Origin of the sequence: Arenibacter lacus, from assembly GCF_008711145.1 — a bacterium.
In the GTDB taxonomy this organism is placed as follows: Bacteria; Bacteroidota; Bacteroidia; order Flavobacteriales; family Flavobacteriaceae; genus Arenibacter; species Arenibacter amylolyticus.
Genome location: NZ_VVIN01000002.1, coordinates 83,549 through 98,100 on the forward strand (window position 1 = coordinate 83,549; position 14,552 = coordinate 98,100).

Annotated in this window: 13 protein-coding genes; 2 read left to right on the forward strand and 11 right to left on the reverse strand. The window is 39.2% G+C overall.

Translation table 11 applies throughout. The features are described 5' to 3' along the window. Positions 1-4 precede the first annotated feature (4 nt). From F1E73_RS01415 to F1E73_RS01430, 4 genes are all read right to left on the reverse strand, one after another. Entirely contained in the window at positions 5-259 is a 255-nt protein-coding gene (locus F1E73_RS01415) for a MoaD/ThiS family protein (protein WP_086476766.1), read from the reverse strand. A 1-nt stretch (position 260) separates the two neighbouring features. Continuing rightward, entirely contained in the window at positions 261-2,489 is a 2,229-nt protein-coding gene (locus F1E73_RS01420; RefSeq protein WP_150450916.1) for a xanthine dehydrogenase family protein molybdopterin-binding subunit, read from the reverse strand. A gap of 90 nt (positions 2,490-2,579) precedes the next feature. Further along, on the reverse strand, positions 2,580-3,041 hold the full coding sequence (locus F1E73_RS01425) for a (2Fe-2S)-binding protein (protein WP_150450917.1): 462 nt from the start codon (positions 3,039-3,041) through the stop codon (positions 2,580-2,582). Positions 3,042-3,138: 97 nt separating this feature from the next. Further along, positions 3,139-3,879, reverse strand: a complete 741-nt coding sequence (locus F1E73_RS01430) for a 6-phosphogluconolactonase (protein WP_176328473.1) — start codon at positions 3,877-3,879, stop codon at positions 3,139-3,141. Positions 3,880-4,164: 285 nt separating this feature from the next. Between F1E73_RS01430 and F1E73_RS01435 the strand changes: the two genes are divergently transcribed. Further along, positions 4,165-5,271 (forward strand): vWA domain-containing protein, encoded by a 1,107-nt coding sequence (locus tag F1E73_RS01435; RefSeq protein ID WP_086476770.1) that lies wholly within the window; start codon positions 4,165-4,167, stop codon positions 5,269-5,271. 154 nt (positions 5,272-5,425) lie between these two features. Continuing rightward, on the forward strand, positions 5,426-6,253 hold the full coding sequence (locus tag F1E73_RS01440; protein ID WP_086476771.1) for an OmpA/MotB family protein: 828 nt from the start codon (positions 5,426-5,428) through the stop codon (positions 6,251-6,253). A 124-nt stretch (positions 6,254-6,377) separates the two neighbouring features. Here F1E73_RS01440 and F1E73_RS01445 read toward each other — a convergent pair whose 3' ends face one another. The 7 genes from F1E73_RS01445 to F1E73_RS01475 form a co-directional block, all read right to left on the reverse strand. Then, the gene (locus tag F1E73_RS01445) at positions 6,378-7,850 is read right to left on the reverse strand and encodes a M14 family zinc carboxypeptidase (protein WP_150450918.1); all 1,473 of its coding nucleotides are present in this window, start codon (positions 7,848-7,850) and stop codon (positions 6,378-6,380) included. Between the two features lie 4 nt (positions 7,851-7,854). Next, positions 7,855-8,514 (reverse strand): peptidoglycan recognition protein family protein, encoded by a 660-nt coding sequence (locus F1E73_RS01450; protein WP_150450919.1) that lies wholly within the window; start codon positions 8,512-8,514, stop codon positions 7,855-7,857. 539 nt (positions 8,515-9,053) lie between these two features. Next, on the reverse strand, positions 9,054-9,671 hold the full coding sequence (locus F1E73_RS01455) for a DEAD/DEAH box helicase (protein WP_150450920.1): 618 nt from the start codon (positions 9,669-9,671) through the stop codon (positions 9,054-9,056). A 214-nt stretch (positions 9,672-9,885) separates the two neighbouring features. After that, positions 9,886-10,731, reverse strand: a complete 846-nt coding sequence (locus F1E73_RS01460) for a 1,4-dihydroxy-2-naphthoyl-CoA synthase (protein WP_191088973.1) — start codon at positions 10,729-10,731, stop codon at positions 9,886-9,888. 81 nt (positions 10,732-10,812) lie between these two features. Next, complete coding sequence (locus F1E73_RS01465; RefSeq protein ID WP_150450921.1) at positions 10,813-12,054, reverse strand: glycosyltransferase; 1,242 nt, start codon at positions 12,052-12,054, stop codon at positions 10,813-10,815. Between the two features lie 15 nt (positions 12,055-12,069). Continuing rightward, entirely contained in the window at positions 12,070-13,581 is a 1,512-nt protein-coding gene (locus F1E73_RS01470) for a DEAD/DEAH box helicase (RefSeq protein WP_150450922.1), read from the reverse strand. Between the two features lie 284 nt (positions 13,582-13,865). Next, on the reverse strand, positions 13,866-14,375 hold the full coding sequence (locus F1E73_RS01475) for a DUF6155 family protein (protein WP_086476776.1): 510 nt from the start codon (positions 14,373-14,375) through the stop codon (positions 13,866-13,868). Between the last annotated feature and the right edge of the window lie 177 nt (positions 14,376-14,552).

Consider the following 14,552-nt stretch of genomic DNA (forward strand, 5'->3'; position numbering starts at 1 on the left):
TTTCTTATCCCCCACTTACTGGCGGAATGAGGGCAATTTCATCAAAACTATTGATAATAGTATCATCATCCGCATAGGAATTATTTACCGCAACGGCCAAAGAGGATAATTTATTTAATTCCGGGTACATTTTACCCAAATAATCTTTTAATTCTTTAACGGTTTTGGTGTCTTTTGCACCAAATTCACTGGAACTAGGCATGGATAAAGTAGCACTACCTACGATGTCCTTGGTAATTCCAAAAAGTAATATCGTCATTTTAACCAATAATTGATTTTTCCGGGACTTTCATTAGTTCCGGGAATTTTGAAAATGGCTGCGCGGTAAATCTATTACCTGTTGCAGCCTTTAAAGCGTTAGCTACTGCAGCTCCAGCTGGTGGTAAAGTGGGCTCTCCCAAACCTGTGGGAGCTACATCACTCTTAATCATATGTGTTTCTACTACAGGTACTTCCCGCATTCTTATTAAACGATAGCTATCATAGTTTTGTGAATTGGGTTTTCCATCCAAAAACTCCAAATCCCCGTACATTGCATGGCCAACACCATCTATTACGCCACCTTCAATCTGGTTAATGGCCCCTAGTGGATTTACGACTATCCCGCAATCTACTACACAAGTTACTTTCTTTACAACGGGAATTCCATTTTCTATTGCTACATCTGCCACCTCGGCAACATGTGAATTATGGCAATAATAGGAGGCAAATCCTTGATAGATTCCAGCTTCCTTTTTTCCCCACCCGGATTTCTCAACGGCTACATTAATAACATTTGCTAAGCGTTCCGGCGAATACTCTATACGCTGGTCGGTAGTGCCCTTTACTTTTTGCAAAAGATCTAATCGCAATTGTATAGGGTCTACCTCCATGGTTTCTGCCAATTCATCAAAGAAGCTTTGCTCTGCAAACGCCAAGAAATTGGTGTAAGGCGCCCTCCATGCCCCCGTAGTAATATTACTCTTATAATTGGCAACATCTACCTGGTAATTATCTATGGCCCCTGCAGGAAAGAAATTGGGAATTAATCCGTACATATTTGCATTGATAGCAGCTTCCTTTAAATAATAGGCAGTAACCGCTCCATCTTTAATAGCCGCCTTTATTCTATATTTTATTGCAGGGCGATAGGTTCCGGCTGTCATATCATCTTCCCTAGAATAGATCAACTTAACCGGTTTCTTAATAGCATTGGAAATTTCTGCTGCTTCATAAACGAAATCGCCATACAGCCTTCTTCCAAATCCGCCTCCCATACGGGTCATTTCTAGATGCACATCCTTTACATCCCTTCCCAACATACCAGCTACAGCGGTGGCAGCGAACTCAGGGGTTTGTACCGGACCCACCAAATGAATTTTTTCATCGGTAACATTGGCAAAGTAATTCATAGGCTCCATACAGTTATGGGGCAAGAAAGGAGACTCGTAGGTACGCTCAAGAATCTGATCGGCTTGGGCAAATGCTTTATTTATATCGCCGTCTTTCCTTAAGGTCTCAAATTTTTTCCCATCTAACAATCCTAGAAGTTGTTTGTCCTGATATTCCGTACTTTCCAAAGGGGTGTTTTTAATCCATTTTGCTTTTATAGCTTCCTTGGCCTTAAGGGCTTCCCAAGTAGTTTTTGCAATAACAACCACTTTGTCGCTATTTGCTAAGGCCACGGTCCAGTTATTACTTTCGCCAGAAGTTAATTGTTTCGCCTTCTCTCCTATTCTGATTACATCTATAACTCCCGGCATTGCTCTTGCAGCTGTATCATCAAAGGATTCCAATTGCTGACCAAAAGCAGGTGGTCTTAACACTGCTGCATATACCATCCCATCTACCTTATAATCTAGACCAAACAGTGGTTTCCCGGTAATAATGGCGTCTAGGTCCACATTAGGAGCATCGGTTCCAATAATTTTGAAGTCCTTATAATCTTTTAGGGTAACGTTTTCTGGCACCTCCAACAGGGCTGCGTCTTTTACTACGTCGCCATATCCCAAGGTTTCCCCTTGGCTATTGGTAATTACTCCTTCGGAGGTTGTACAAGTGAATGGATCTACTCCCCATCTAGCAGCAGCGGCATTTACCAACATTTGTCTTGCTGTGGCCCCTGTCTGTCTTAAGGGATCCCAACCAAGTCGGATAGATTGACTCCCTCCAGCGAGTTGGCGGGTATAGTTTTCAGTATCCAATATTCCCTGTTGTACGTATACATTTTTCCATGCCACATCCAATTCCTCCGCAATTAGCATAGGCATAGCCGTTTTTACCCCCTGCCCAATTTCTGGATTGGGAGCAAAAATGGTTACGGCACCATTGTCTGCAATTTTTATATAGGCATTAAAATCATTGAAATTAAGTTGTGATATGTCTATGGGCGGTTTTACTTTAGGCTTACAGGCCGTAAAAAGGTTGAAACCTATTAGGAGTCCGCCACTAGCTAGGGAAGACGTTCTAATAAAGTCCCTTCTATTAAATGATATTGCAGATTTTGACATAGTGCTTAGATTTATATCCCCTGGTTAAAAAGGATCTATGATTTTGAAGTTATTGATTGCGCAAGAATTAACAATTGCCGTATCTTGAATTTAACCAATTTTACTGGCTGCTAGTGCTACCGCCTTTTGAATTCTGCTATAAGCGGCACATCTACAAATGTTTCCGTGCATTGCAGTTTTTATTTCTTCTTCGTCCGGACTCGAGTTTTTACCTAAAAATGCAGAGGCGGTCATAATCTGTCCGGCCTGACAGTAGCCACATTGGGGTACATCAACTTCTTTCCAAGCCAATTGAACCGGATGATCGCCATTTTGGGACAAGCCTTCTATAGTAGTTATTTCTTTTCCGTCTAAACTAGATATGGGCAGGGAACAACTCCTAACGGCATTCCCGTCCATATGAACAGTACAAGCACCACATTGGGCTATTCCGCAACCAAACTTTGTGCCTACTAAATTTAAATGATCCCGTAGCACCCAAAGTAAAGGGGTGTCACCTGCTACATTTATACTCTGGGGGGTTCCGTTTACTGTTATGTTGATAGTTGGCATAGCTTTTATTTAGTTAGTTTTCATCAATACCTTACAAGTTACCAAATTTAAAAATAAAAATAACCAATTTAACAGATTCTTATATATGGCATAATTTCTACTTATTGTTGTAAGGTGTTCCCTCCCATTGTACGCTATCCCTATCCAAATAACAATGTACGTTGGGATGCAGCCATAAAAAGGAGGCTGGCAAGTATGGCGTAACTTCTTTTTTTAATAGCTCTTTAATGGCTTCTTTTTTGCCTTCACCGCTAAGCAGAAATATGATTTCCTTGGATTGCAGAATTGCTGCCATTCCCAATGTAAGTCCATAATTTGGTGGGTGGGTCATGTTTTTTGTCATGCTGCCCATAAGGGAGGTGGGACTTAGTTCTGCAATATGACAATGTGGAATAAGATGTTTTGCTGGTTCATTAAACCCTAGATGACCATTTTTTCCCATCCCCAAAATACACACGTCTATAGGGCCCCTTTCCTGTATTTCATTATCCATCCGGTTCGATTCCTTTTTGGCATCTACAGGACTGCTTTCAAACGAGATGTACCTATCCTCAGAAATCCCTAAAGGCTCTATAAGAAGGGTCTTTAGATAGGTTTCACAGGAATTGGGATCGGAAGCTGGAATACCGCCCCATTCGTCTTGTTTAATAATGGCTAATTCCTTAAATATATGCGGATCCTTTTTGTAATGGGCTACTAGTTGGCGGTAGAATCCCATGGGAGAAGCTCCCTTTGTGGGACAAAGAAGGGTATTCGGTTTATCTTTTAGTACAGTTATTAATCGGTCGCAGGCGCGTTGACTCATTTCATCATAGTCGGTACAATAATGTATTTCCATAGTTGGTCCATGATTTAATGTCCAGCAATGTACTGGTGAAATTACCCCAATCATTAAAAATAGTCTTCCGTTACATCATAAGGACAGGTTGATCAATTATTTAGCTTTAGCTTATCGCTACAGAAGGTATGGCCTTGTAGTTAAGACATACCGCCATTGTGTATGTAAGCTACAAAAAATTATGCGAATAATCGTCTTAACAATTATTAACACCGTATTTTTATTCGATTATAATTTTAAATAATTTTGATCGTTGTGCTAGATGAACCTAATATGTATTTGAAAATGAAATTTTACACTAAAATTGCTGCTATAAGCTTTATTATAGCCTTGTTTATATCCTGCGGAAATGCGGATGATGATGTTAGATACGGAGTAAACCCGGGAGAAGATGAGGTTAGTGGTGACCTAGGCCTGGGGAAGCCCGTAGATGATTGTTTAAATCTAGAGGATGGGGAATTGGTGCTATCAATTCAGGATCAATACACTACCCTCCCAGGAAAGATCTCTATTTTCTTCAGGGTATCCGATACTGAAGGAAAACCGGTGGCAGGCTTAGAGGCCAATCAGTTTACTATTTACGAACAAGGAAGGAACGATGCTTGTTTCAATACCATTTCTACCTCCGAATCTTTTGCTCGGATCTCCCCTAACACACAGATTTTTTCCAATAATACTGTTTTGGTGCTCGATTTAAGTAATAGTGTATTGGATAATAGTTTGGAAGAGTTGAAGCAAGCCTCCATCAGCTTTATCAATAATACAATGCCTACTGAAGATTCTGAGGCTATTAAAATGGCTATCTATTGGTTTAATGGAGAGGATAAGCTTCATTCCCTAACTCCTTTGACCCATGTGAGGCAAGACTTGATCAGTTCTATCGATGGTATTACCAAAGACATTAGTAAGGATCCATCCACCGATCTTTATGGCGCAGTAATAAAATCGACGGACATTGCCGAAAAACTTTTAAAGGATAGCAATACCAACAATAAGATTGGAGCAGCTTCCGTAGTTATATTCACGGATGGATCGGACCAAGCGGCACGTTACACCCAAAACGCGGCACTTCAAAAGGTGAATGGTGCTAATAAAAACATCGCGTTTTTCAGTATTGGTCTTGGGGATGAGATAGAACCTACCGTTCTTAAAAGTATTGGAAAGACCTATAGTGTATTTGCCAGGGATAAAGAGGAGCTGGAAACTACCTTTAACGAAATATCAGATCGTGTTTCCGAAAGGGCCAATAGCTTCTATCTTTTTGAGTACTGTAGTCCAAAACGAGATGGAAGTGGAGAGAATAATTTGGCCATAAAAGTGGAAAGTGGTAACAGACATGGAGCGGTACAGACAAAATTTAACGCAAAAGGCTTTACCGGAGGTTGCAAATAATAGCGCATTAGTTTACTGATACTCAAGAAATAGGGCATGTAATTAGAACGATGCCCTATTTTTTTGTCCGATTTTACGCCAAGTCCAACAACTATTTTGGCAAAGTGTACGTATAACTAGACAGAGAACAATTTGTAAACTTTAATTAAGTAAAATGAAAAAGACGATCTTAGTAGGTGTATTGGGAACAGCAGTACTAGCTTCCTGTGTATCCAAAAAAAAGTATGTAGCCTTGGAAAGTGACCTTTCCAATACAAAAAGTGTTTTAATGAAAACACAGGTGGAAAAAGAGGAGCTACAATCTAAAATGGCCAAAATTGAAGCAAGGGTTACCGAATACAACGAAAAAATAAATTCTTTACAAGAACTAAACGATGCGCAACTTACACCCGTTGGTGATGTTGCTGTAATGAGCAACAATACCAAAGCTAAAATGAGAGCTACCCTAGCCAAGGTAGATCCAAGCTTATTGGCTGAAGCAAAAACGTTGGAAGACTCTATTAACCTTGCAATTTCCTACAACCTAAAACAATCTATCTCCGATGAGGAAGACGATGTGGTAGTGGATATCAACAAAACGGTAGTGATGATCAATATCTCCGATAAGCTATTGTTTAATACAGGGAGCTACAGAGTAAGCAACAAAGCCCATTCTATTTTAGGGAAGCTTGCAGAAGTGATCAACTCCGAACCCAGTATGGAAGTTATGGTAGAAGGTCATACCGATTCTAGATCCATTAATACGGCTATGTTTCAGGACAACTGGGATCTTAGTGTAAAAAGAGCCACTTCCGTAGTAAGATTGTTGCAGGATAAATACAAAGTGAATCCGGCTAATTTAATTGCTGCAGGGAGAAGTAGCTATTTGCCTTTGGTAGATAACGACACCAAAGAAAATAGAGCTAAAAACAGACGCACTAGAATAGTTATCATTCCTAATTTAGACAAATTCTTTGCCTTGTTGGACTCAGAAAGTATCTAAATTAAATTATACCAAATTAAGTAGGGAGGACGCTTTGCGCATCCTCCCTTTTTTTATGCTTTTCCAGAATTATTTTCTAGATCATAGGTTCTCTTACAAGCCTGAGGGAAATAAAAGTAGTAACCTATCTATATATCAAGGCATTTTTGACCTCTCCTTCCCCAGTATTTAGATCTATTAGGAAGCCATTGATCACCGCATATTCTATATTTCCATTCTTTTCCAATAAAAAGGTGGGGTTAATTCCCACTTGCAAATTAAAATTTGGCAGCTGGTACTTGGGACCTAGAATATGAATAGGGTATTGCCCAAAGGGTTTGTCTTTTGGGATGCTATTGACGCGAACGTAGGTATATCCCGCTTTTAAAAGATCCTTAACTTTTAATTGGTCCAGTTCTTTGATGTGCTGCAGGGTGTCCGTATATACTTTACCTGGTTTAATAGTATAGCCTTCCGCTTCCAAAACATCGTAACCATAGAAGGTGGAGAGGTCCCCCTGGTCTGCTACCCTACTGCTGTAATAAAAATCACTATTGCTGGCGTTATCCACTTCTAAGCGATGGATACCAATATCCAGGGTATATTTCATACCCAATAACTCATAGCTAACCCCTCTTAACTTAAGATCGAATAACTTTCTATCGTTCTGCGGAATCTCCTCATACTCCGTTAGGGGAATTTCCCTGTAGGTTTCTTTGGCTATGGTATAAATTGCTGAAAGGATGGAAACATAATTTAACTTCCTTATAAACTGTTTCTCCACATCGTCCTTAAAGCCTCCAGATTCGATTAAAATAGCACTGGTTCCCCATTTCTGGATATTATCCCCAAAGGCTCTAGGCTCAAAATCATCATTGTACCTACCTACCTGTCCAGGGGCATATTTTTGGATAATGCGATTCATAAAGACAATTACCTTCATGGCGTCTCCTCGTACCTGGTTAATATCCTTTTCATAATTAAATGCTGGTGCTAAATAGGATATCGTAGCAGGCTTATCGGTACGCTCTGCATTGTAATAAGTACTTTGATCGTGCAAATTAAAGCCAAATCTAGCATCTAAACTGTCGCGAACCCTTTTTAAGGTCTCCCCTTCCGGGGACTGTAGCATTAAGGCGTCCCTATTAATATCTATCCCCAAGGCATTTCTGCGATTATATTTTTCAGCTCCATCAGGGTTTAACATGGGCAAAAAATGAAGTTTTAAATTCTTAAGAATCTCCTCTTTTTCGGACCGTAGGTCGTCACTGGCCAAAAAATTAAGGATGTCAAAAATAGCTTGGGTTGCCGTTGGTTCGTTTCCATGCATTTGCGACCATAAGAAGACATTAGTACTACCTGTCCCTACACTTATCAAGGAAAGACTTCTACCCTCTATGGACTTCCCTACTTTACGGACTTCAAACCTTGGGTCCTCCCCTATCTTGGCGATAAGAGGCTGAATGTCCGCATGTTTTATACGTCTTTCGCCTAGGGAAGGTTCCTTATAATTTTCATAGCTAGAGAAGAGCTTATCAGTAATATCTCTTTCCTGCCCCAGGACAGAAAAAAAAGTAAAAATCGTCAAGATACTGATACAGTAGAATTTTTTTTTCATGGTATTATTTAGTGTTGGGTAATGATTTTAGATTAAGTGATTTTGTGCCTCTTCTTACTCTTTTCATAAATTTGTCACCAGGGTCTGTTTTAATGGTGCGATAGTCGGCATTTTTCTCCAACCAGAGCGGAGTTTCTTCAAAAAGAGTGTATTCTAAATGCCCGATTACATAATCGATGTCGTATTTTTCTTTTAAATATTGAACCAACCATATGTTAGATTTCAACTTCGCCTTAGTTAGTTTTTTCTCCTTGGTTCCTCCTACATTTTCTACCCCTATAGCACAGTGGTTAAGCCCTATCACATGCCTTGCCATTACCGTTTCTGGCATTAACCGATAAATAGTACCATCCTGATCTACCAAAAAATGGGCAGATACATTTAAGGCACCTGCCGAAGCAATTTCGGGCCGCCAATTGGGTAATTTAGGGTTGTTGAAAGCCTGAAACGATTTTTCCAGCGTAGGGATTACCGTCCAATGTAGCACTACCATTTTGGGGACTATGGTAGGTTCATTCTGATCCAATCCATACCTTTCTGATAAATACTCCAAGCTAAGGGCTTTGCGTTCATCGTTAAAAATAATGGGCGTGTCTACAATTTCCCTTTTTACTGCACAGGACATCATTAGCAGAGCCCCAATACTCAAAATTATATATCGCATAGTATTTATCATTTTGCTGTGGTTAAAACTACAAAATCATTCCAGTTTTAGGGAATCTTTCTTAACTCATTAAAAATCAAAGTAGTTTATAGTTATTTCAGACTACAAAAAGTCCTATTAGCTAGAAACCGCTTTTAAATAGAGAAGGAGGTAGCCGTTGCACTAGCACCTCTATTTATTTCTAGGTCAAAATGGTCCTTAATAGAATAAAAATTGTTAATGGTATTCGGGAGTTTCGCTCTGAAGGCAGGGTATAATTAGAAACAACCTACTTAAAAAAGATGGAAAATGTTGAGTGCTTACGCCTGTTTTAGAATCACTCACCACAGCAAATGGCATTTTCACCATCATTTTAGGTGCTTACGCAACATTATTTCAATATAGATGGGATTGAAACCTATATTCACAATGTAGTTAAAAAATAAGATTTTTCATTTTCATATAGTGTTCTCGTAAAAGAGCCTTGTCTTTACAGATAAGGCTCTTTTTAGTTATTCACTATATATAATAAGGGCTTCTATTGAGACCTCTGCTTCCCTCTAACTTTTTTGTTCAATAAATTGGGCGTTTGGCATAAATAGCTCCTGCATCCGTTCCATACGCTTATGTCGTTCAGAGGAGAAAATAGCATATTGACAGCGATTTAAGCTTTCCGGAATTCGTGCCATAAAAGAAAACTCCTTGGGATTCGATAAAAATTCAGCATCGTCTACCATGAATAGTTTTAAACTACCCAGGTTAATACCGTTGAGATAAAACAGCTTGTTTAATCTCTTTGGAGTTGCAATTACAATATCGGTACCTGCAAAAATTTCGCTTCGCTGCGTATCTATGTGCATTTCTTCATACACGGAGTAAACCCTCAGATCCATCCGAAAAGTAAACCGCTCAAACGCCTCTTGCAACGCCAGAACAGCAGCTTTATCCTTTACAAGTATTAAGGCACGAGGAGCATCCTCAAATTGATCGCAGTTAAGTTTTTGCAATGTTCCAATGATCATGGCGGTAGTTTTCCCTGCTCCGTCTGGCGCAATCCCAAATAAATTGGCCCCTCCCTTAATTTTAGGGAGTACTTTTTTTTGAAATTCCGTTGGGGAGGTAACCTCTAAGCGCTCCAAGGCTTCGTTTAATGGGGGCAGTAATTTTTTAAATGCCATTTTCCTTTATTTTTTGTGAACTATCAGTTTTCTCTCATTACACCACAGACTTTCACCTTTTGACAACAATTTCTTTCAAAAAGTGGAATTGTAGCCTACTTTGGTAGGGAAGCTAACGATAAGCAGCTTTCATTTTCATGTAGTGTTCTCGGAAAAGAGCCTACTCCTAAGGGAGGGGCTCTTTTTTTTATTGTAATTAACTAAACCTCAAGGGTTATGAAATCCAATTATCTTTTCCGAAATTGGGTTTTCTTTTTTCCAAAAATGCATCCCTTCCTTCTTTGGCCTCCTCTGTCATATAAGCCAATCTAGTAGCCTCACCTGCAAATACCTGTTGCCCTACCATTCCATCATCGGTAAGGTTCATAGCAAACTTCAGCATCTTTATAGAAGTGGGTGATTTCTCCAAGATTTCTAAGGCCCATTCATAGGCGGTATCCTCCAATTCGTCGTGAGGAATCACAGCGTTTACCATTCCCATCTCGTAGGCTTCCTGCGCGGAGTAGTTGCGTCCTAAGAAAAATATTTCCCTAGCCTTTTTCTGTCCCACCATTTTTGCCAAATAAGCCGATCCATACCCTCCATCGAAACTGGTAACATCGGCATCGGTCTGTTTAAAGATGGCATGTTCCTTACTAGCCAAGGTTAAATCGCATACAACATGCAAACTATGTCCGCCTCCAACTGCCCAACCTGGGACAACGGCTATAACTACTTTTGGCATAAAACGAATTAACCGTTGTACTTCCAATATATTTAAACGATGCATTCCATCCTCTCCTACGTAGCCCTTGTGTCCCCTTGCCTTTTGATCTCCACCGCTACAGAAAGAATAAACTCCGTCCTTGGTAGACGGACCTTCGGCCGAAAGAAGAACTACCCCGATACTAGCGTCTTCCTGAGCATCATAAAAAGCTTGATATAGCTCACTGGTAGTTTTAGGCCTAAATGCATTCCTTACATTAGGTCTGTTAAATGCTATTCTTGCTACCGCGCCACATTTTTTATAGGTGATATCCTCAAATTCCTTTGCGACTTTCCAGTCGATTTTATTTTGCATGATTACATTGGTTTAATATTTTTCAAAGATAATACACTTTCACAAACCACTAGGCGGTAATAAGGATAGCTTGATACCTATTTAAACCTTTTTATTTTTCTCCGCTATCCATTTGGAAAGATATTTGGTGCTGGCCATACTATGATGACATAACATAGACCCAATAAAATTCTGTGCCCGATGATTCTTTAAATTCAGCTCTATTTGACAAATCCTTGTTAACAATCGCTTTTGAAGGAGTTTTTTATCATAAAACGTATTAATTATAGCCACCCCATTCTCCTGCGCCTCCTCCCATTTCAATTTATTGCTATATAGGTCAATAGCAGCCTCGGCAAATGAAAGATCATCCTTGGCGATTGTTCCGCTCCAGGGTAAATCCTTGCAAATTCCTTCGGCACCAATATAAGTGGTGATGCTTGGCGTACCACAGCGCATTCCCTCTAAAAGCTTTCCTTTAATACCAGCACCAAAACTAATGGGAGCCAGATTTAGTCGGGATTTAGATACCACCTCCCTACTGTCTTTGGCATGTCCCATAATATAAAACCCCTCTTTAGGTTTGTGCAATTGCGAAATTCCTATAGGCATGTAGGCTCCGTAGATATATAGACTGGTATTGGGAAGTTTTTTACGTATTAAAGGCCATATTTCCTTCTTTAGCCGTTTAATTGCATCAACATTTGGAGCGTGCTTTCCATTTCCCAAACAAATAAAGTCTGACCTATCATTGAAATCCAGCCACTGGGCACGATCTTGATTTTCTATGGTCTGAAACATCATGGGTAGATGAAGAAGGATGTCTGCACTCACCTTAACTACTTCTTCTAGAAGCTCCATTTCATAGTGAGAGATAATGAGACTGAGATCGGACCTGTATATACTAGCTATTTCCCTTTTGGTGATTTCCATTTCTAACCAATCCCCTTCCGAGAAGTCGATTTTTTTCCTATGTGCTTGTTCCCTGGCCGCTCGTAAGGAATGTAAGTCTTCGGTATCTAAGATTCTTAGCGCATTGGGCAGCTGTTGGGCCACTTTCCATCCAAATTGTTCTTCGGTAATAAAGCGATCAAAAAGGACAATGTTAGGATTAAGAGTTGTTATAAATGTTTCGAAACTGGGATCGTTCAGTTGTATTTCCTCCCTATCTATCCCTAAAGATTCCAAATTAAAGGAGTATTCACTTTTAGCGGCCGTACTGGCAAAGGTAATTTTATACCCCTCTTTCAAAAAAAAGTGAATTAACTGGAGCATTCTACCGCCGGCAGCGGTAGTGTTTGGCTCTGGCCAAACATACCCAATAATCAATAAGTCTTTTTTCATTTAACTAGAGGTGCTCTATATTTTTTGGGCAAATTTCTGAGAAATGCGAGAACGCAGTTTACGTTGGTAATCCTCTTCTAGCCATTCCTTATAGTTCTTTGTATTGTTCATAATACAATACGAATATTGCCTCACCCTATAGGCAATCTCCTCCTTTAGTTCCTTGGCCAGCATACGGGCATCGAATACATCTTCACTATTTTCCACACAAATGGTAGCGTGTTGCTCTATACTATTTTCTAGCACGGTCTTGGACTTTTTCCCTTGGGCAAAGATGCGTTTGTATTCTGCCTTAACATCAAAATCGATGTTTTTAGAGTTTCTAAAAAGCTTTTTTATTTCGGGCGGCATTTCATACACAAAATCACGCTCTATTTCCTCATCATTCTTAATGTTTTCTAAATAGAAATCGGGAAAATGAAATATCTCCTGCCAATCTATAGGGGCATTCCAAAGGCCAAACCTTGCAACGTTATTCCCCATATCTATCACGTTAAATTCGTTTTTGTTAGGCAGTACCCTAGACCCCCTACCGATCATTTGGAAATATAAGGTGAGCGATTTTGTAGCTCGGTTCAATATAATGGTCTCTACAGTAGGCTCATCAAAACCAGTGGTAAGAATACTTACCGAGGTTAAAATGGCATCTGGGGTCTTGGAAAACCATTTAAGGATCTCCTTTCTCTCCGAAGCACTACATTTATTGTCTAGGTGCCGAATATTATAGCCCGCTTTTTTAAAGGTTTCATATACGTAAATAGAGGTGCTAATACCGTTGTTAAAAATAAGTGTTTTGGTACCCTTGGCAATTTCCTCATAGGCGTTCACCAATTTAGAAAGCATATTGTGGTTTCCATAAAGTTCATCTGAGGATTTTACGGTATAATCGCCATTAATCCCTAGTTTTAAACTTTTAAGGCTTACGTCATAATTATACATATTGGCCTTAGCCAAAAACTGCTTTTCAATTAGAGAAGGAATAGATTCTCCCACAATCAATTTCTGATAGTGGTCCTTCATAGGTAGTTTTATATTAGAACTCAGCGGTGTAGCAGTAACCCCTAAGATAATGGAGTTTTTAAAGTACTTAAAAAGCTTTCTAAACGAATTGTAGTGGGCCTCATCTATAATAACCAATCCAATATCATTTATTTTCACCTTATCTTCTTGTAGCCTATTGTTAAGGGTTTCCACCATGGCTACAAAACACATAAATTGATCTTGATCTTGCAGTTCCTTTACCTCACTGTTAATAATCTTGTTCTTAACCCCAAAGCCATGCAGCATCCTTGAAGTTTGATTGCTCAACTCTATTCTATGGGTAAGAACCACCACTTTCTTGTGGTGTTTCTGAATATATCTTTTCGCTATTTCGGAAAAAATAACGGTTTTCCCCCCACCCGTTGGCAACTGGTACAGGAGGTTGAAATCTGGCGGGGAGGCATCTAGACAGTCAAATATCTTTTCAAGATCCTCCTCTTGGTAATCATAAAGTGTTTTATCTATATTCTTTTTAGCAATCTCCAAATTGGCATGTAATTTTATTGTTGAAAAAACTCAAATCTTCCAAAATTAAGCGTTTTTTGACCTTGTATGAAATTATTGAGGCAAAACATCCGTAATGAGGTCGATTTTAACCTAGAAAAAATAGAAGTTACTCAAAAAAATGATTCCTAAATCATCTAATTTAAGAAAGGAGAAGGAATGGAGGTAAGGTTGATACCTTATAAAACTGGGGCATGACTTAATTATGATTTGATGGAAACGGTAAGCAGATTGCTCTTTCCATCATGGCCAACGGCCCTAATTATTTAATCTAGAATGTCTAAGCTTTTGGAAAAATCTTCTAATAAGGGCCATTCATTTTCCTCAACAAAACGATAGCACCCCACAATGCGCTCTTTAAATTCGGGTAACAACCCATTGATAGAGATATACTGAACCAATTCGTTAAAAGATTTCTCCATACTCTTATAGAAAGCCAATGGCAAATTGTTTTGCATGGAAAAGGTTTGTGCAATTTCCAAATTATACAACATAAGATCGGCAGTAATAGGCGGATCTACGCCTAAAGTGATAAAGTGTTTGATGAATTTATGGGCTACAGACCTCCTTGCCTTGGCCCGCCTTCTCTTCTGAGGGAAGTACTCATTAGAGATTTTTATTTTAGCGTCTTGCAACAACTTATCTTCCCTAGGATTAAATACAAAGTTGTAATATTCCTTAACGATGGGAAACCTAGTGTATAAATCCATCACCTGCAGCTCTAGCTCCTCTTTATTTAATTCAGACAAATACTTTGTCAATGCTCTTTTGCTCATTAATCACAAATTGATTTCGTACAAATTAAGAGAATCTTTTTGGTATTGTAAACTGCACAAGAAAGGAAATTAGCAAAAAAAATGATGATATAACGCATCAAACTCTTAAAGTTGTCACAAATTAGCATATACACCCCCTAAATACTTGGAATATAGGTAATAATAACGTATCATGAG